At 73.8% G+C, this 17749-nt stretch carries 18 protein-coding genes; 16 read left to right on the top strand and 2 right to left on the bottom strand.

From position 1 onward, the window contains the following. The first annotated feature begins 24 nt into the window (after positions 1–24). The 5 genes from SLP03_RS14850 to SLP03_RS14830 all read left to right on the top strand — a co-directional run bounded on the left by SLP03_RS14850 (position 25) and on the right by SLP03_RS14830 (position 6346). Positions 25–1296 carry a cytochrome P450 gene (locus SLP03_RS14850; RefSeq protein ID WP_319461174.1) on the top strand — a complete coding sequence of 424 codons (1272 nt, stop codon included), beginning with the start codon at positions 25–27 and terminating at the stop codon, positions 1294–1296. Between the two features lie 45 nt (positions 1297–1341). Continuing rightward, positions 1342–1899 (top strand): peptide deformylase, encoded by a 558-nt coding sequence (gene def, locus SLP03_RS14845; protein ID WP_319461173.1) that lies wholly within the window; start codon positions 1342–1344, stop codon positions 1897–1899. A 4-nt stretch (positions 1900–1903) separates the two neighbouring features. After that, entirely contained in the window at positions 1904–2830 is a 927-nt protein-coding gene (gene fmt, locus SLP03_RS14840; protein WP_319461172.1) for a methionyl-tRNA formyltransferase, read from the top strand. Continuing rightward, on the top strand, positions 2827–4392 hold the full coding sequence (locus tag SLP03_RS14835) for an RsmB/NOP family class I SAM-dependent RNA methyltransferase (protein WP_413644525.1): 1566 nt from the start codon (positions 2827–2829) through the stop codon (positions 4390–4392). The genes fmt and SLP03_RS14835 overlap by 4 nt, the downstream gene beginning before the upstream one ends. A 208-nt stretch (positions 4393–4600) precedes the next feature. Then, entirely contained in the window at positions 4601–6346 is a 1746-nt protein-coding gene (locus tag SLP03_RS14830; protein WP_319461171.1) for a M28 family peptidase, read from the top strand. Positions 6347–6385: 39 nt separating this feature from the next. On the opposite strand, the gene SLP03_RS14825 is transcribed toward SLP03_RS14830, so the two are convergent. Both SLP03_RS14825 and SLP03_RS14820 read right to left on the bottom strand, forming a co-directional pair. Then, entirely contained in the window at positions 6386–7276 is an 891-nt protein-coding gene (locus SLP03_RS14825) for a septum formation family protein (RefSeq protein ID WP_319461170.1), read from the bottom strand. A gap of 86 nt (positions 7277–7362) precedes the next feature. Beyond that, positions 7363–8250: a septum formation family protein gene (locus tag SLP03_RS14820; RefSeq protein ID WP_319461169.1), complete on the bottom strand. Its 888-nt coding sequence runs from the start codon at positions 8248–8250 to the stop codon at positions 7363–7365. 258 nt (positions 8251–8508) lie between these two features. Here SLP03_RS14820 and rpe point away from each other — a divergent pair, with 258 nt between their 5' ends. The 11 genes from rpe to SLP03_RS14765 all read left to right on the top strand — a co-directional run bounded on the left by rpe (position 8509) and on the right by SLP03_RS14765 (position 17440). Beyond that, a complete protein-coding gene (gene rpe, locus SLP03_RS14815) occupies positions 8509–9189 on the top strand; it encodes a ribulose-phosphate 3-epimerase (RefSeq protein WP_319461168.1) in 681 nt (226 codons plus the stop codon). Between the two features lies 1 nt (position 9190). Continuing rightward, on the top strand, positions 9191–10147 hold the full coding sequence (locus tag SLP03_RS14810; RefSeq protein WP_319461167.1) for a response regulator: 957 nt from the start codon (positions 9191–9193) through the stop codon (positions 10145–10147). Between the two features lie 422 nt (positions 10148–10569). Further along, on the top strand, positions 10570–11631 hold the full coding sequence (ribD, locus tag SLP03_RS14805) for a bifunctional diaminohydroxyphosphoribosylaminopyrimidine deaminase/5-amino-6-(5-phosphoribosylamino)uracil reductase RibD (protein WP_319461166.1): 1062 nt from the start codon (positions 10570–10572) through the stop codon (positions 11629–11631). 1 nt (position 11632) lies between these two features. Beyond that, positions 11633–12259, top strand: coding sequence for a riboflavin synthase (locus SLP03_RS14800; protein WP_319461165.1), 627 nt, complete (start codon positions 11633–11635; stop codon positions 12257–12259). Further along, on the top strand, positions 12259–12954 hold the full coding sequence (gene pnuC / locus SLP03_RS14795; RefSeq protein WP_319461164.1) for a nicotinamide riboside transporter PnuC: 696 nt from the start codon (positions 12259–12261) through the stop codon (positions 12952–12954). Before SLP03_RS14800 ends, pnuC begins: the two co-directional genes overlap by 1 nt. Beyond that, on the top strand, positions 12951–14216 hold the full coding sequence (locus SLP03_RS14790) for a bifunctional 3,4-dihydroxy-2-butanone-4-phosphate synthase/GTP cyclohydrolase II (protein WP_319461163.1): 1266 nt from the start codon (positions 12951–12953) through the stop codon (positions 14214–14216). Before pnuC ends, SLP03_RS14790 begins: the two co-directional genes overlap by 4 nt. Before the next feature lie 2 nt (positions 14217–14218). Next, entirely contained in the window at positions 14219–14719 is a 501-nt protein-coding gene (gene ribH, locus SLP03_RS14785) for a 6,7-dimethyl-8-ribityllumazine synthase (protein WP_319461162.1), read from the top strand. Between the two features lie 125 nt (positions 14720–14844). Then, positions 14845–15108 (top strand): phosphoribosyl-ATP diphosphatase, encoded by a 264-nt coding sequence (locus tag SLP03_RS14780; RefSeq protein WP_189198339.1) that lies wholly within the window; start codon positions 14845–14847, stop codon positions 15106–15108. A 45-nt stretch (positions 15109–15153) separates the two neighbouring features. Next, complete coding sequence (gene hisG / locus SLP03_RS14775; RefSeq protein WP_319461161.1) at positions 15154–15999, top strand: ATP phosphoribosyltransferase; 846 nt, start codon at positions 15154–15156, stop codon at positions 15997–15999. Then, positions 15996–16973, top strand: a complete 978-nt coding sequence (locus SLP03_RS14770; protein WP_319461160.1) for a DMT family transporter — start codon at positions 15996–15998, stop codon at positions 16971–16973. The genes hisG and SLP03_RS14770 overlap by 4 nt, the downstream gene beginning before the upstream one ends. Then, positions 16970–17440: a PH domain-containing protein gene (locus SLP03_RS14765; RefSeq protein WP_319461159.1), complete on the top strand. Its 471-nt coding sequence runs from the start codon at positions 16970–16972 to the stop codon at positions 17438–17440. The genes SLP03_RS14770 and SLP03_RS14765 overlap by 4 nt, the downstream gene beginning before the upstream one ends. Positions 17441–17749: the final 309 nt, after the last annotated feature.

The following is a 17749-nucleotide window of genomic DNA, read 5'->3' as shown; positions in this document are numbered from 1 at the left end:
CGCCGATCTCCCGGGAGGCTGACCGTGGATGCTGCCGACGCCCTCGCGCTGCTGCTGTCCGCGCAGGGGCGGGTGAACCCCTATCCCACCTACGAGCGGTTGCGGGCGCACGGCCCGGTGGTCCAGGCCGGTCCCGTCTTCTACGCGGTCACCGGCTACGCCGAGGCCGACGAGATCCTCCGCGACCCGCGGTTCGGGGTGATGGACGACGAGCTGCGCGACCAGTTCCTGCCCGGCTGGCGGGACAGCCCGGCCGTCGCGTCGATCTCCCGCTCGATGCTGCGAACCAACCCGCCGGACCACAGCCGGATGCGGCGGCTCGCGGCCGGGGCCTTCACCCCGCGCCGGATCGCCGCGATGCGGGACGTCGTGGTCGCGCAGGCCGACGAACTGGTCGACGCCATGCTGGAGCGGGGCCGGGACGGGGAGCCCCTCGACTTCATGGCCGACTTCGCGTACCCGCTGCCGGTCGGGGTGATCTGCGCGCTGCTCGGCGTGCCGGCGGCGGACCGGCCGCTGTTCCGGCGCTGGGCGGCGGACCTCACCGGGGTGCTGGAGCCGGAGATCACCCCCGAGGAGCTGGCCGTCGCCGACCGGGGCGCCACCGAGCTGCGCGGCTACTTCGCCGAGCTGGTCGAGGCCCGCCGCCGCGCGCCCGCCGACGACCTGACCACCGCGCTGGTGCAGGTGCACGACGCCGACGGCGCCCGACTCTCCGGTGACGAGCTGCTGGCGAACCTGGTGGTTCTGCTGGTGGCCGGCTTCGAGACGACCACCAACCTGCTCGGCAACGGCCTGGTGGTGCTGCTGGCCCACGACCGGGCGGCCGAGGCGCTGCGCGGGCACCCGGAGTTCGCCGCCGGGTACGTCGACGAGCTGCTGCGGTACGACTCGCCGGTGCAGCTCACCTCGCGGATGAGCAGCGCCCCGGCCAGTTACGGCGGGCTCGACCTGCCCGCCGGCAGCTGGCTGATCGTGCTGCTCGGCGCCGCGAACCGGGACGCCCGGCGGTACCCGGAGCCGGAGCGGTTCGACCCGTGGCGCCCGCAGATCCACCCGCTCTCCTTCGGCGCCGGGCCGCACTACTGCCTCGGCGCCGGGCTGGCCCGGCTGGAGGCGCAGGTCGCCTTCCCGCTGCTGCTGGGCCGGCTGCCCGGGCTGGCCCTGGCCGGCCGGCCGGAGCGGCGGGTCCGGTTGACCCTGCGCGGGTACGCCACCCTGCCGGTGACGGTGGGTGAGGAGTCGCCGCTCACCGATCGCGGTACGCCGACCGGGGCGGCCCCGGCCACTCCGTAGACTGGTACGGCAGAGTTCGTCCCGCCGTCGAAGGAGCCACCCCGCGTGACCGTTCAGTCCATCCGTCTGTTCGGGGATCCGGTGCTGCGCACGCCGGCCGATCCGGTGGTCGACTTCGACGCCGAGCTGCGCAAGCTCGTCGCCGACCTGACCGACACGATGCGCGAGCAGAGCGGCGCCGGACTGGCCGCGCCCCAGCTCGGCGTGGGCCTGCGGGTGTTCACCTTCGACGTGGACGACGTGCTCGGCCACCTGGTCAACCCGGTGCTGGAGTTCCCCGACGAGGAGGAGCAGGACGGCCCGGAGGGCTGTCTGTCCATCCCCGGGCTCTACTTCGACACCAAGCGCCGGCAGAACGTGATCGCCAAGGGGTTCAGCGCCTTCGGTGACCCGATGCAGATCGTGGGCAGCGGCCTGATGGCCCGCTGCGTGCAGCACGAGACCGACCACCTCGACGGGGTGCTCTTCGTCGACCGGCTGGATCCCGACGGGCGCAAGGAGGCCATGAAGGCGATCCGCCAGGCCGAGTGGTACGACCAGGCCGTCCCGCCGGTGGTCAAGTTCAGCCCGCACCTGAGCAATCCGTTCGGTCTGGGGCGGTGACCGGGTGCGTCTGATCTTCGCCGGCACCCCGGCCGTCGCCGTCCCCGCCCTGGACGCCATCGCCGCGTCCGGCCACGAGCTGCTGGCCGTGGTCACCCGTCCCGACGCGCCGGCCGGTCGCGGCCGGGGTCTGGTGCGCTCGCCCGTCGGCGCCTGGGCCGACGCGCACGGCGTCGAGGTGCTCACCCCGGCCCGGCCCCGCGAGCCCGAGTTCCTGGACCGGCTCCGCGAGCTGGCCCCGGACTGCGTGCCGGTGGTCGCCTATGGCGCTCTGGTGCCGCCGGTCGCGCTGGAGATCCCCCGGTACGGCTGGATCAACCTGCACTTCTCGCTGCTGCCCGCCTGGCGGGGCGCGGCGCCCGTGCAGCACGCCGTGCTGCACGGCGACGAGCTGACCGGGGCCAGCGTCTTCCAGCTCGAGCAGGGGCTGGACACCGGCCCGGTGTTCGGCACGGTGACCGACGAGGTTCGTCCCGCCGACACCTCCGGGGACCTGCTGGAGCGGCTCGCCCACTCCGGCGCCGGCCTGCTGGCGGCGGTCCTCGACGCGATCGAGGGCGGCACCGCGCGGGCCGAGCCGCAGCCGGCCGACGGGGTGTCCCTCGCCCCGAAGCTGACCGTCGAGGACGCCCGGGTGCGCTGGACCGATCCGGCCTTCGCCGTCGACCGGCGGATCCGCGCCTGCACTCCGGCCCCCGGCCCGTGGACGACCTTCCGCGCCGAGCGGGTGAAGCTCGGCCCGGTCGTCCCGGTGGCGAACGGCCCGGAGCTGAAGCCCGGTGAGCTGTTGGTGGAGAAGGCCCGGGTGCTGGCGGGTACGGGCACCGTCGCGGTGCAGCTCGGCGAGGTGCGGGCGGCCGGCAAGAAGGCCATGTCGGCGAGCGACTGGGCGCGCGGCGTCCGGGTCGCCGCCGGGGAGGTGCTCGCGTGACCGGGCCGTCCGAGCCCCGGGGTGAGGGCGTCTCCGACGAGGGTCGTCGCGGCCCGTCGTCCGGCGGCGATCGGGGCCGCTCCTTCGGAACCGAGCGCGCTGACCGGTACCCGCGCGGTGCCCGGCCGGGCCAGGGCGGGGACCGCCCGCGTGGCGGCCAGTTCGGCGCCGACCGGCGCGGCGCCGGCGGGCGGCCGGTGAGGCCTGCCGTCGACCTGCCGCGCGAGGTCGCGTACCGGGTGATCGCGGCGGTGCACCGGGACGACGCGTACGGCAACCTGGTGCTGCCGGCGATGCTGCGGGAGGAGGGGCTGGTCGGTCGGGACGCCGCCTTCGCCACCGAGCTGACGTACGGCACGCTGCGCCAGACCGGCACTCTCGACGCCATCATCTCCGACGCCGCCGGGCGGGACGTGCAGCGGATCGACCCGCCGGTACGCGACGCGCTGCGGCTCGGGGCGTACCAGCTTCTGCACACCCGGGTGCCGGCGCACGCGGCGGTCTCCTCGACCGTCGACCTGGTGCGGTCGGTGGGCCCGGGCGCCACCGGGTTCGCCAACGCGGTGCTCCGCGAGATCGCCGGCCGGGACCTGGACGCCTGGGTGGCGAAGCTCGCCCCGGCGACGGAGACCGACCCGGTCGGGCACCTGGCGCTGGCGTACAGCCACCCGCAGTGGATCATCAGGGCCTTCTCGGAGGCGCTCGGTGGCGACCTCGGCGAGACCGAGCGGCTGCTGATCGAGGACAACGAACGGCCGCCGGTGCACCTGTGCGCCCGGCCCGGCCTGGCCGATCCGGTGCAGCTGGCCGACGAGGTGGGCGGCGCCCCGGGCGCCTTCTCGCCGTACGCGGTCTACCTGTCCGGCGGCGCGCCGGGTGAGCTTCGGGCGGTGGTCGAGGGCCGGGCGCACGTCCAGGACGAGGGCTCCCAGCTGGTGGCGAACGCCCTGGCGGTCGCGCCTCTGGATGGCCCGGACGAGCACTGGCTGGACCTCTGCGCCGGTCCGGGTGGCAAGGCCGGCCTGCTCGGCGCCCTCGCGGCGCAGCGGGGCGCCCGGGTCACCGCGGTGGAGGTGGCCGAGCACCGGGCCCGGCTGGTCGAGCTGGCGACCCGGGGTCTGCCGGTGACCGTGCTCGCCGCCGACGGGCGGACGGTCGGCGCGGACCCGAACCTGCCCGAGGGGCACTTCGACCGGGTGCTGGTCGACGCCCCCTGCACCGGTCTGGGCTCGTTGCGCCGGCGACCGGAGTCCCGCTGGCGCCGCCAGCCCTCGGACCTGCCGCCGCTGACCCGGTTGCAGCGGGAGCTCCTCACCGCGGCGCTGCGCGCGGTCCGCCCGGGGGGCCTGGTCGCCTACGTCACCTGCTCCCCGCACACGGTGGAGACGCACGTGACGGTGACCGAGGCCGCCCGCCGGTGCGGGTTGCCGGTCGACTTCGTCGACGCCCGGCCGCTGCTGCCGGCCGGCATGCCGGGGCTGGGCGACGGACCGACGGTGCAGCTCTGGCCGCACCGGCACGGCACGGACGCGATGTTCCTGGCGGTCCTGCGCCGGGGCTGACCCGGCCCGAGACGCCGATCCGGCGTGACGCCACCCGACCCGGGGCACGACTCGTGCCCCGGGTCGGTGCTGTGACACCCCGTTGACTATCCGATCGATACATGTAACTGTTTCGATCACCGGTCCGCGGACGTCGAGTCTCCACCGGAGTCCACGGGTCGGCCGCCACCCCCGACGCACGCCCCGCCGACCCCCACGAGGAGTCTCCATGAGACGTCGCACCCCGATCGCGGGCTTCGCGCTCGCTCTCATCGCCGGCACGACGGCGACGCTGTCCGCGACGACGGCCAGCGCCGCCCCTGCCGCCGCGCCCGTCACCGCGGCCGCCCCCACCCTGGTCGCCGCCGCGCCGGACGTCTCGGTGACCAACGTCCAGGCCCACCTGACCCAGCTCAACACGATCGCCACCAACAACGGCGGCACCCGGCGGGCCGGCTCCACCGGCTACACCGCCTCGGTCAGCTACGTGAAGAGCAAGCTCCAGGCGGCCGGCTACACCGTCACCGAGCAGACCTGCACCACCTGCACCTACCCGGGCAACAACCTGATCGCCGAGTGGCCGCAGGGGCCGACCGACCAGGTGGTCATGTTCGGCGCCCACCTGGACAGCGTCTCCGCCGGCCCGGGCATCAACGACAACGGCTCCGGCTCGGCCAGCCTCCTGGAGAACGCGCTGGTGCTGGCGAGTCAGAACCCGACCATGACCAAGCGGGTCCGGTTCGCCTGGTGGAACGGCGAGGAGCAGGGGCTGCAGGGCTCGAAGTTCTACGTCAACTCGCTCAGCGCCACCCAGAAGGGCTACATCAAGGGCTACTACAACTTCGACATGGTGGCCTCGCCGAACGGTGGCTACTTCATCAACCGGGTCACCTCCACCACCGCGGCGCCGCTGAAGGCGTACTGGGACTCGTTCGGTCTCCAGCCGGAGGAGAACGTCGAGGGGCAGGGCCGCTCGGACGACTACTCGTTCCAGAACGCCGGCATCCCCACCTCCGGGTACGCGGCCGGGGCCAGCGCCACCAAGACCTCGGCCCAGGCCAGCAAGTGGGGCGGCACCGGCGGCGCGGCGTACGACTCCTGCTACCACCGGTCGTGCGACACCACCAGCAACATCAACGCGACCATCCTCAACCGCAGCGCCGACGGCGTCGCGTACGCGATCTGGCAGCTCGCGGTCGGCGGCACCCCGACCAACGACTTCTCGGTCGCGGTGAGCCCCACCTCCGGCAGCGTGGCCCGGGGCGCCGCCACCACCGCGACGGTCAGCACCACGACGACCAGCGGCAGCGCGCAGACGGTCAGCCTGTCGGCCACCGGCGCGCCGAGCGGGGTCACGGTGTCGTTCAGCCCGTCGTCGGTGACCTCCGGCGGCTCCGCCACGATGACGGTCAGCGCCTCGTCGACCGCCATCACCGGCACCTTCACCATCACGGTGACCGGCACCGGCTCGGTCAGCCACAGCGCGACGTACAGCCTCACCGTGACCGGCGCCGGCGGTTGCGCCGGCGGCCAGCTCATCGGCAACAGCAGCTTCGAGTCCGGCACCACCCCGTGGACCGCCAGCTCCGGCGTGATCACCAACTCGACCGGCCAGGCGGCCCGGACCGGCTCCTACAAGGCCTGGCTGGACGGGTACGGCAGCACCCACACCGACACGCTGTCCCAGTCGGTGACCGTGCCGGCCGGCTGCGCCAGCTACACGCTGGCCTTCTGGCTGCACATCGACACCGCCGAGACCACCACCTCGACGGTGTACGACAAGCTGACCGTCCAGGTCGGCACCACCACGCTGGCGACGTACTCTAACCTCAACGCCGCCACCGGCTACGTGCAGCGCACGTTCAACGTGGCCGCGTACGCCGGCCAGACCGTCACCCTGAAGTTCACCGGCACCGAGGACGCCTCGCTGCAGACCAGCTTCGTCGTCGACGACGTGACGCTGCAGGCCAGCTAAGGCGGGACCGGGGGCGGGGCGGGCGACGGCCCGCCCCGCTCACTGGATCGGCAGGCCCTTGGACCCGGCGCCCTTCAACGATCGGGTCAGCGTGCGGTCGTCGACCCAGAGGAAGCACTGCACGGCGTGGTTGCCGTCCCGCCATTCCTGCTCGAAGGGGTGGTAGATGACCGTGCCGGCGCGGTACTGCAGGTCGCTGTTGTTCGGCACCTTGACGTACGTGGCGATCAGCCCCCGGCACGCCTTGTGCGCCCGCAGCGTGGTGCGCCGGAACTCGGCGTAGCTGATGTCCGGCGCCTGCCAGACGCCGACGAACTCGGCGTGGTGCTTCGCGGTGCAGGCGACCGGCCGCATCTGGTCGATGTCGTCCTTGGCGAGCTTCGGGTTGAAGCAGCCGTAGGCGAGCGGCGAGCCCGGGGTCAGCGCGTTCCGCAACGAGGCGCGGCGCGGGATGATGCTGCTGTCGTCGAGGCTGGCCACCTCGGAGACGTCGCAGCGGAACCAGCGGGCGCCACCCGTCCAGGCGAGCGCCGACGGGAAGATGACGGAGAGCAGCAGCCGTCCGGACCGCCAGTCGGCGCCCACCGTTTTGGTGACCTGCCGGTCGCACTCCGCGCGGGCCGTCCGGACGCCGGTCGAGCCGGCTCGCGGCGGTGCGCCCCGCTCGGCGTCCGGACCGGTCAGCGTGCCGACGTGCAGGGTCTCCGCCCGGTGCACGTCGGTGCAGTCGACCGGGTTGTAGCCGCTGAGGTAGCCAACGTCCTGGACCGTCGGGTGGCAGGCCCCGTTCTCCGGAGCGAAGGCCTTCGCCTGCGGGAGGGCCGGCCAGTCGTCGGCCAGGTTCCGGTCCACTCCGGTGGGCGCGCCGCAGCCGGCGAGCGCCAGCGCCGCCGTCCCGGTCACGACGACCGCCGTCCACCACCGCCGCATCCACCGACCTCCCCGTCGTTCGTCGTGGCGCCGACCGGCCGGAATCGCCGGGTACGCCACGGCGCAGCAGCATACGGCACCCGGGCTCAGATGACGGGTAGTCCCTGCGGGCCGACGCCGCGCATCGAGCGGGTCAGCCTCCGGTCGTCGCTCCACAGGAAACAGCGCACCCCCCGGTCGCCCTCCTCCCACTCCCGCTTGGACGGCGGATAGAAGATCGAGCCGACCCGGTACGGCAGCTCGATGTTGTTCGGCACGTTGGCGAACACGGCGATGAGCGCCATGCAGTGCCGGTGCACCTGCTGGCTCGACCGGGTGAACTCCCCCCAGCTCATGTCGCGTTCCACGTGGACGCCGACGAACTCGGCCCGGTGCGGCTCGGTGCAGAGCACCGGTGCCATGTAGTTCAGGTTGTTGCCGATCAGCTTCGGGTCGAAGCAGCGGTGGACCAGCGGATTGTCGCCGACCATCGCGCCGCGCAGGCTGCCCACCCGGTTGACCGGCCGGGTGTTGTCGATGCTGTCGGTCTCGGCCAGGTCGCACCGGTACCAGCGGGCACCGCCGAGCCAGCCGGTCACCGAGGGCAGCGCGATGTTCATGGTGAGCCGGGCCGAGTGCCAGTCCCCGCCGATCACCTCCCGGGCCCGCTGGTCGCACTCGGCCCGGGCGGTACGCAGCGCGGGGGAGCCCGGTTCGGGACGGGCGCCGACCGCGGCCGGCCCGGTGAAGGTGCCGACGTGCACCGCCTCGGCCAGGTGGCTGCGCCCGCAGGCCACCGTTTCGTAGGTGCCGGCCTGCACGACCGCGGTGATCCGGGGCAGGCAGGCGTCCGTGGCGGGGACGAACAGCTGGGGCGCCGGCAGGTCGGGCCAGTCGTCGATCAGGTCGCCGTCGGCCCGGTGCGGCGGGACGCAGCCGCTCAGGACCGCCGTCGTCGTGCCGGCCAGCGCCAGCGCCACGAGCCACCGTCGCATCGTCCGCCCCTTCCGGGAGATGGAAGCGGTCGCCGCGGCCCGTGCGGTGTTACCCGCCACCGGGCGTGCAGAACATCTGACCGTCCCCGATGGAGTGTTGCGGTGTTTTCGTCGATCGGCCAGTCGCGGCTGGCATTTCGTCCGGGATTTCGGGTCAGGGAGGGCCGATTCTGCACCATCGGTCACGGCTGGGTCACAGCGGGTTCCGGTTGGTGCCGTGCTGCGGGCGGCGGGTGACCGCGTTCGTACACTGGCCCCGTGACCGTACCGCCCCTGATCGTCGCGCCCAGCATCCTGGCCGCTGATTTCGCCCACCTCGCCGCCGAGGTCCGCGCCGTCGAGCATGCCGCCGACTGGTTGCACGTGGATGTCATGGACAACCACTTCGTGCCGAACCTGACCATCGGGCTGCCGGTGGTGCAGAGTCTGCGCGCCGCGACCGAACTCCCGTTCGACGTGCACCTCATGATCGAGGACCCGCGCCGGTGGGCGCCGGGGTACGCCGACGCCGGGGCGTACAACGTGACGTTCCACGCCGAGGCGTGCGACGACCCGGTGGCGTTGGCGAAGGACCTCCGCTCGGCCGGGGCGAAGGCGGGGCTGGCGATCGACCGGGACACCCCGATCGAGCCGTACCTGGACCTGCTACCCAGCTTCGACACCCTGCTGATCATGACGATCAAGGCCGGGTTCGGCGGCCAACGGTTCATCCCACAGCTCCTCGACAAGGTGCGCGCCGCCCGCCGGCACGTCGACAGCGGCCACCTGGAACTGCGGATCGAGGTCGACGGCGGGATCGCCGCCGACACCATCGAGCAGGCGGCCGCCGCCGGCGCGGACGCCTTCGTCGCCGGCACCGCCGTCTACGGCGCCGACGATCCGGCGGAGGCGGTACGCCGCCTGCGGGCGCTGGCGGAACGCGCGGCCACCGGGGTCTGAGGTGGACCCGGCCGGCGAGCGACCCGACGTCATCCTGGTCGTCGACGACGACGAGGACATCGCGCGTTTCGTCGAGTTCAACCTGCGGCTGCACGGCTTCGAGGTGATCCACGCCGGCGACGGCCAGGAGGCGCTCGAGCTGATCGAGCGGCAACGCCCGGACCTGGCCGTGGTCGACCTGATGATGCCGCGCATCGACGGCCTGGAGCTGACCCGCCGGCTGCGCGCCGACCCGATGACCGCCGCCCTGCCGGTGATCATGTTGACCGCCAAGGGGATGACCGTGGACAAGGTGCACGGCCTCAGCGCCGGCGCCGACGACTACCTGGTCAAGCCCTTCGACACCGCCGAGCTGGTCGCCCGGGTCAGCTCCACCCTGCGCCGCAACAAGGAGTTCCGGGAGGTCTCGCCGCTGACCGGGCTGCCCGGCAACAGCCGGATCCGGCGGGAGATCAGCGATCGGGTCCGCAACGGCGTCGACTACGCGGTCGGCTACGTCGACATCGACCGGTTCAAGAGCGTCAACGACCGGTACGGCTTCGTCCGCGGCGATGAATTCATCTCGGCGCTGGCCCGCAGCCTGCACCGGGCGGTGGTCTCGATCGGTCTGCCGCCGGCCTTCCTCGGCCACGTCGGTGGCGACGACTTCGTCATCGTCTGCACGCCCAGCCAGGTCCGGCCGCTGACCAGCCGGGCGGTGGTCGACTTCGAGAAGGCCGCGGACGCCCTCTACGACCCGACCGACCGGGAGCGCGGCTTCGTCGAGCTGAAGGATCGGCGGGGCAACATCCGGCGGGCCGCCCTGGTCACCCTCTCCATCGGTGTTTCCCTCTCCGACGCCGGGAAGCGCTTCACCGACCCGCTCGAGGCGATCGCGGTGGCCTCGGAGATGAAGACGGTCGCGAAGAGCCAGCCGGGGTCGTACGTGGCGGTCGACCGGCGGCGCGGCGTCACCTGACCCTAACCGGACATCTGTGAGCTAGCTCGCCTCGGTGGCGCCGGGGGCGGCCCAGCGTGTAAGACTTCCGGTGTACCCACCACGCGCTGGCGGGGCTCGGTGAAATTCCGAACCGGCGGTGATCCACGGTCCGACCGTGGTAAGCCCGCGACCCGGACGGCTTCGGCCGGACGGTGGACCTGGTGAGAATCCGGGGCCGACGGTGGGGAGCGGTCCGTCCGCCCCCCGACAGTCCGGATGGGAGACAGCGCGCGGGACGGGGAGGCCCCTGCCGGCCGCTGACACCCTCAGCGCCGCGTGGGCTCCCCGGGGTCGGCTGTGCCGTCCCCGGATCTCCGCCGCCGCCTGCCTGCGGCATGCCGTGCCGACACTCCCAGCCCTCGCCCGCGCGCGACCGGCTAGCGAGAGGGCAGGGGCAGGCGATGGCGAGCGTCTCCATCGACGAGGCGATGCGTCGCGCGATCGCGCTGGCCGCCCGCGGGCTCGGCACCACCAGCCCCAACCCGGTCGTCGGCTGCGTGCTCCTCGATCCGGACGGCGAGGTCGTCGGCGAGGGTTTCCACGCGTACGCCGGCGGGCCGCACGCCGAGATCGTCGCGCTCGCCCAGGCCGGCCGGCGGGCCCGCGGCGGCACCGCCGTGGTCACCCTCGAACCCTGCGACCACACCGGCCGCACCGGCCCCTGCAGCCACGCGCTGATCCAGGCCGCCGTGGGCCGGGTGGTGATCGCCGTCGGAGACCCCAACCCGGTCGCCTCCGGCGGCGCCGCCACCCTGCGCGCCGCCGGGGTCCAGGTCGAGTTCGGGGTACGCACCGAGGAGGCCGAGGCCGGCAACGTCGCCTGGCTGACCTCGATGCGTCGCGGCTGGCCGTACGTGATCTGGAAGTACGCCGCCACCCTCGACGGGCGCTCCGCCGCGGCCGACGGCACCAGCATGTGGATCACCTCCGAGGCCGCCCGGATGGACGTGCACGCGTTGCGCGGCACCGTCGACGCGGTCGTCGCCGGGGTCGGCACCGTGCTGGCCGACGACCCCCGGCTCACCGCCCGCAACCTGCGCGACGGCACCCTCGCGATCCGGCAGCCGCTGCGCGTGGTGGTGGACAGCGCGGGGCGTACCCCCGCGGAGGCCCGGGTCCGCGACGGCGCCGCGCGGACCTGGATCGCCACCGCCGACGAGGTCGGGGCCGGCCCGGACGGCCGGGTCGACCTGCCGGCGCTCCTGGCCGAGCTGCACCACCGCGGCGTGCGGGCGGCCCTGCTCGAGGGCGGCCCCCGGCTGGCCGGCGCGTTCCTCGCCGCCGGGCTGGTCGACAAGGTCGTCGGGTACGTCGCGCCGAAGCTGCTCGGCGCCGGTCCCACCGCCCTGCTCGACGCGGGTGTGGGCACCATCGCCGACGCCATCGATCTGGAACTCACCGACGTTACGCAGGTCGGTCCCGACCTGCGGATCACCGCGCTGCCCCGGAAGAGGGAGGCCTGACATGTTCACCGGCATCGTCGAGGAGTTGGGCGAGGTCGTCCGGACCACCGGGACCGGGGGTGACTCCGCACTGGTCGCCGTCCGCGGCCCGCTGGTCACCTCGGACGCCCGGCACGGCGACTCCATCGCGGTCAACGGGGTCTGCCTGACCGTGGTCGACGTCGACGGCGGCGTCTTCACCGCCGACGTGATGGGGGAGACCCTGCGCCGCTCCGCGCTCGGCACGCTCCGCCCCGGCGACCCGGTCAACCTGGAACGGGCCGCCGCGTTGAACAGCCGGCTCGGCGGGCACCTCGTGCAGGGCCACGTCGACGGAGTCGGCGAGCTGATCTCCCGGGAACCGGCCGCGCAGTGGGAGACGGTCCGCTTCCGGCTCCCCGCCGAGCTGGCCCGGTACGTGGTGGAGAAGGGCTCGATCACCATCGACGGCGTCTCGCTGACCGTGGCCGAGGTCGGCGACGACTGGTTCGCCGTCGGGCTGATCCCCACCACGCTGAAGCTGACCACGCTCGGCGCCAGGGGCGTCGGCGACCCGGTGAACCTCGAGGTGGACGTGCTGGCGAAGTACGTCGAGCGGCTGCTCGGCGACCGCCTCGCCGGGGGCGCCCTGCCGGGCGGTGAGCGCTGATGGGCCCGCTCGGCTGGCTGCTCGACGCCCAGGTCCAGGTGGCCGGCTCGCCGGTGCTGGTCCGGGAGATCGTCGGCAACGTCTTCGGTCTCGTCTCGGCGCTCCTCGGGCTGCGCCGGCTGGTCTGGGCCTGGCCGGTCGGCATGATCGGCAACGCGCTGCTCTTCACCGTCTTCCTCGGCGGCGTCTTCGCCACCCCACAGGCGCACGACCTCTACGGCCAGGCCGGCCGGCAGGTCTTCTTCTTCGCGGTCAGCGTCTACGGCTGGTGGCGCTGGTCGCGCAACAGCCGCTCCGGCGGAGGTGAGCAGCCCGCCGTGACGCCCCGCTGGGCCACCGGCCGGGAACGCCTCGGCCTGCTCGCCGTCGCGGCGGTCGGCACCGCGGCCGGGTACCCGGTGCTGGCCGCGCTCGGCTCCTGGGGTCCGCTGCCGGACGCCTGGATCCTGGTCGGCAGCCTGCTCGCCACCTACGGCATGGCCCGCGGCTGGGTCGAGTTCTGGCTGATCTGGATCGCCGTCGACGCGGTCGGCGTGCCGCTGCTGCTGCGCGGCGGTTTCTACCCGTCCGCCGCCATGTACCTGGTCTACGGCGCCTTCTGCGTCTGGGGCCTGGCCGCCTGGTGGCGCGCCTCGCGGGCCACGCCGCCGGCCCGCACCCCGATCCCGCCCACCTACTCGGAGGCCGTCGCATGACCACCTTTGGCAGCATCGAGCAGGCGGTGGCGGACATCGCCGCCGGCCGGCCCGTCGTCGTGGTCGACGACGAGGACCGCGAGAACGAGGGCGACCTGATCTTCGCGGCCGAGCTGGCCACGCCCGAGCTGGTTGCGTTCATGGTCCGCTACACCTCGGGCTACATCTGCGTGCCGCTGACCGAGAGCGAGTGTGACCGGCTGGACCTGCCGCCGATGCACCACACCAACCAGGACCGGCGCGGCACCGCGTACACGGTGACCGTGGACGCCCGGGAGGGGGTCAGCACCGGCATCTCGGCGGCCGACCGCTCGCACACCATCCGGCTGCTCGCCGACGCCGCCACCGACCCCACCGACCTGGCCCGCCCCGGGCACGTGGTGCCGCTGCGGGCCCGCGAGGGCGGGGTGCTGCGCCGGCCCGGGCACACCGAGGCGGCCGTCGACCTGACCCGACTGGCCGGGCTGCGGCCGGCCGGGGTGCTCTGTGAGCTGGTCAACGACGACGGCACCATGATGCGCCTGCCGGACCTGGAGAAGTTCTGCGCCGAGCACGGGCTGACCCTGGTCACCATCGCCGACCTGATCGCGTACCGGCGGCGGACCGAGAAGCAGGTGGAGCAGGTCGCGGACGCGCGGATGCCCACCCCGTACGGGGTGTTCAGGGCGCTCGGCTACCGCGCCGAGCACGACCCGGCCGAGCACGTCGCGCTGGTGATGGGCGACCTCGGCGACGGGAAGGACGTCCTGGTCCGGGTGCACTCCGAGTGCCTCACCGGGGACGTCTTCGGCTCGCTGCGCTGCGACTGCGGCCCGCAGCTGCAGGCCGCGCTGGCCCGGGTGGCGCAGGAGGGGCGCGGGGTGGTGCTCTACGTACGCGGGCACGAGGGGCGCGGGATCGGCCTGCTGCACAAGCTCCAGGCGTACCAGCTCCAGGACCAGGGCCGGGACACCGTGGACGCGAACCTCGACCTGGGGCTGCCCGCCGACGCCCGGGACTACGGCACCGGCGCGCAGATCCTCTACGACCTCGGTGTCCGCTCGATGCGGCTGCTCACCAACAACCCGGCCAAGCGGGCCGGCCTGGAGGGGTACGGCCTGACCGTGAGCGGCCGCGAGGGGCTGCCGATCCGGTCGAACCCGGAGAACGTGCGGTACCTGCGGACGAAGCGGGACCGGATGGGGCACCTGCTGGACGAGCTGGACGAGGTGACCGAGGCGCCGATGGGCCGCCCGGTCGACGGCGACGAGATCGGAGCGTAGACATGGCGGGTTTCGGCGAACCGGGCGTGACGTCGGTGGACGCCGCGGGGCTGACCGTCGGCGTGGTCGCCGCACGCTGGCACGGCGACCTGACCGACCACATGGTCGAGCGGGCGGTCGCCGCCGCGCAGGCGTGCGGCGCCCGGGCGGTGGTGGCCCGGGTCGCCGGATCGGTGGAGCTGCCCGTGGTGGCCCAGGCGATGGCCCGCCGGTACGACGTGGTGGTCGCCCTCGGCGTGGTGGTCCGCGGCGCGACGGCGCACTTCGACTACGTCTGCCGTTCGGTCACGGACGGGCTGACCCGGGTGGCCCTGGACGAGGGGAAGCCGGTCGCGCACGGGGTGCTGACGGTGGAGACGATCGAGCAGGCCCGGGACCGGGCCGGGCTGTCCGGCTCGGCGGAGGACAAGGGCTGGGCGGCGACCGTGGCGGCGCTGGACGCCGCGCTGGCGATCCGCGACCTGGCCGCCAACGCCGCCCAGCGGGTCGGCTTCGGCGGCTGACCCGGCGATCCGGGTCCGGGGCGCCGGTCCACTCCGGCGTGATCATGCGAGCCCGCCGTGGGGAGGACGACGCGCCCGGACCCGGAGCGCGCCGCCGGTCCGGGCGGCTGGAAGAATCGCATCCCGTGAAGACGTTCGAGGAGTTGTTCGCCGAGCTGCAGGCCAAGGCCGCCGCCGGCACCCCGGGCTCCGGCACGGTCGCCGCGCTGGAGAAGGGGGTGCACTTCATCGGCAAGAAGGTCGTCGAGGAGGCGGCCGAGTCGTGGATGGCCGCCGAGCACGAGGGCCCGGAGCGGGCCGCCGAGGAGATCTCGCAGCTGCTCTACCAGGCGCAGGTGCTGATGCTGGCCACCGGTCTCGACCTGAAGGACGTCTACCGACATCTCTGAGTGCCCCCACCCGTTGATCAAATTCGATCGAAGGAGCACTCCGTCATGCTGCGTGTCGCCATTCCCAACAAGGGCACCCTGGCCGAGCCGGCCGCTCTGATGCTGCGCGAGGCCGGTTACCGCCAGCGTCGCGACCCCAAGGACCTGGTCTGCCGGGACGAGGCCAATGACGTCGAATTCCTCTACCTGCGTCCCCGGGACATCGCCACCTACGTCGGCTCCGGCGACCTGGACCTCGGCATCACCGGCCGGGACCTGCTGGTCGACTCCGGCGCCCCGGCCGAGGAGATCGTCGACCTCGCCTTCGGCGGCGCGACCTTCCGCTTCGCCGCCGGCCCGGACACCATCGACTCGCCGAAGGAGCTGGGCGGGCACCGGATCGCCACCGCGTACCCGGGGGTGGTCCGCCGCTACCTCGACGCCAACGGGCTGACCGCGGACGTCATCCGGCTCGACGGCGCGGTGGAGAACGCCGTCCGGCTCGGCGTGGCGGACGTGGTGGCCGACGTGGTCTCCACCGGGGCCACCCTGCGTCAGGCCGGGCTGCAGATCATCGGCGAGCCGCTGCTGGTGTCCTCGGCGGTGCTGGTCCGGCGTGCCGGGGCGCCCGGCTGCGCCCAGGCCGAGCAGCTGCTCGGCCGGGTGCACGGCGTGCTGGTCGCCCGGCGCTACGTGATGCTCGCCTACGACGTGCCGGCCGGCCTGCTGGACCGGGCCAGTTCGCTGACCCCCGGGATCGAGTCGCCGACCGTCTCCCCGCTGCACCGGGAGGGCTGGGTCGCCGTGCAGGCGATGGTGCAGCGCGACGACGTGCACCGGATCATGGACGAGCTCTACGAGCTGGGTGCCCGGGCGATCCTGGTCACCAACATCCACGCCTGCCGCCTGTGAGGCCGCTGCCGCCGTCGGCCGCCCTCGGCCTGGTGGTGCTGGGCGGGGCGGCCTCGGCGGCCCAGGGCGTGGTCAACGCCGAACTGGGCGAGCGGGCCGGCGACCCGGTGCTCGGGGCGGTGGTCAACAACGCCGGCGGCACCCTGCTGATCCTCGTCGGGCTGCTGGCCATGCCGTCGATGCGGACCGGGCTCGCCGCGCTGCGCCGGGCCAGGCTGCCGTGGTGGTCGTACCTGGGTGGGCTCGGCGGAGCGGCGATCGTGGTGATCGGCACGTACGTCGTACCGGTGCTCGGGGTGGCGGTCTTCACCATCGCCCAGGTCGCCGGGAGCAGCCTCGGCGGGTTGGGGGTGGACCGCGCCGGTCTGGCACCGGTCGGCCGGCTCCCGCTCACCGTCCCGCGGGTGGCTGGTGCGCTGCTCGGCGTGGCGGCGGTGGGGCTCGCCCAGCTCGGCCAGCCGGTCGGCGACATCGCGGTCGGCGTGGTCCTGCTCGCCGTGGCCGGTGGCCTGGCGGTCGCGGTGCAGGCCGCGTTGAACGGCCGGGTGGCCGAGGAGGGCAGCGCGGCCGCCGGCGCCGCGGTCAACTTCGCCACCAGCACGCCGGTGGTGATCGCCGTGGCCGTGTCGGTCGGCGCGTTCGCGGCCCGGCCGACCTGGCCGGATGCCTGGTACCTCTACACGGGCGGGCTGCTCGGCGTCTGCATCGTGTCGTCCCTGCTGGTCGGGGTCCGCTCGGTCGGGGTGCTGCGGACCGGTCTCGCGCTGGTCGCCGGTCAGTTGGGCGGAGCCCTGCTGCTGGACGTGCTGACGCCGGGCGGTCCGGGGCTGCGCTGGCCGGTCCTGGCCGGCGCGGTGTTCACCCTGCTGGCGGTGGCTGTCGCCGGGCGATCCACCCGCTTCCCGGCGCGGTCGGGTGGTGACCGTGTGGCGACGGAGCGCCGGTCCGAGCCGGATGGCAGACTGGTCGGGTGAGCGATTCCCTGGTGACGCTGCGGCCCCGACGGATCCGGCTGGTCTGCTGGGCCTCGGCCGCCGCCCTGCTGGTGGTCTTCAGCCTGGTGGCCACCTCGCTGACCGGCCGGACCGGTGACGGCTACGGCACCTTCCAGCGCGGCGATCAGCTGGCCATGGTGGGGCTGGGTATCTTCGGTGCGCTCGGCATCCTGCTCTTCACCCGGCCGCGGGTGGTGGCCGACGCCAGGGGCGTCCGGGTGCGCAACGTGATCGGCTCGTACGAGCTGCCCTGGGAGGTCGTCCGCGGGGTCCGCTTCGACCGGGGTGCCCCGTGGGCCAGCCTGGAGCTGCACGACGACGACCTGCTGCCGATGGTCGCCCTCCAGGCGGCCGACAAGGAGCTCGCGGTCGAGGGCGTCCGCGCCCTGCGTCGCCTCCACCAGGCGCACCTGGCGGCCCTCGCCGGCGACCCCGCCGCCCGCTGACCCGCCCGCCGGGCGGGCGGGCCCCGGACCCACCCCGGCGACCCGTCTGAGCTGCGAGCCCGGTTTGGGGATGGCTGGGGCGAGGGTGTAGTGTTGCCGCGTCGACCAGACCGCCCCCGTTCCGACGTGCGGGCGGTCTCGAAGCGGAGCGCCTGCTCCCACCCGAGTTGCCTCTGACGGCGGCCGGGTCCGGTCACCGGTTCCGGGGACATCCCGGTTCCGGATGCGCGATCATGTGATCTGTGATCGTGCCGACCGGTCGAGCGGGCCCTGGCATGCGCCGGGGCCTTCTGCTTTCCGGGTCGGCTC

The organism is Micromonospora sp. RTP1Z1 (assembly GCF_033804685.1).
Lineage (GTDB): Bacteria > Actinomycetota > Actinomycetes > Mycobacteriales > Micromonosporaceae > Micromonospora.
This window is presented reverse-complemented; position numbering and strand designations above follow the sequence as displayed.

Bases quoted from the DNA above. Each gene is read 5' to 3' on its own strand.
- SLP03_RS14830 (WP_319461171.1), top strand. From the start codon at position 4,601: ATGAGACGTCGCACCCCGATCGCGGGCTTCGCGCTCGCTCTCATCGCC.
- SLP03_RS14825 (WP_319461170.1), bottom strand. From the start codon at position 7,276: ATGCGGCGGTGGTGGACGGCGGTCGTCGTGACCGGGACGGCGGCGCTG.
- SLP03_RS14820 (WP_319461169.1), bottom strand. From the start codon at position 8,250: ATGCGACGGTGGCTCGTGGCGCTGGCGCTGGCCGGCACGACGACGGCG.
- ribD (WP_319461166.1), top strand. From the start codon at position 10,570: ATGGCGAGCGTCTCCATCGACGAGGCGATGCGTCGCGCGATCGCGCTG.
- SLP03_RS14800 (WP_319461165.1), top strand. From the start codon at position 11,633: ATGTTCACCGGCATCGTCGAGGAGTTGGGCGAGGTCGTCCGGACCACC.
- pnuC (WP_319461164.1), top strand. From the start codon at position 12,259: ATGGGCCCGCTCGGCTGGCTGCTCGACGCCCAGGTCCAGGTGGCCGGC.
- SLP03_RS14790 (WP_319461163.1), top strand. From the start codon at position 12,951: ATGACCACCTTTGGCAGCATCGAGCAGGCGGTGGCGGACATCGCCGCC.
- ribH (WP_319461162.1), top strand. From the start codon at position 14,219: ATGGCGGGTTTCGGCGAACCGGGCGTGACGTCGGTGGACGCCGCGGGG.
- hisG (WP_319461161.1), top strand. From the start codon at position 15,154: ATGCTGCGTGTCGCCATTCCCAACAAGGGCACCCTGGCCGAGCCGGCC.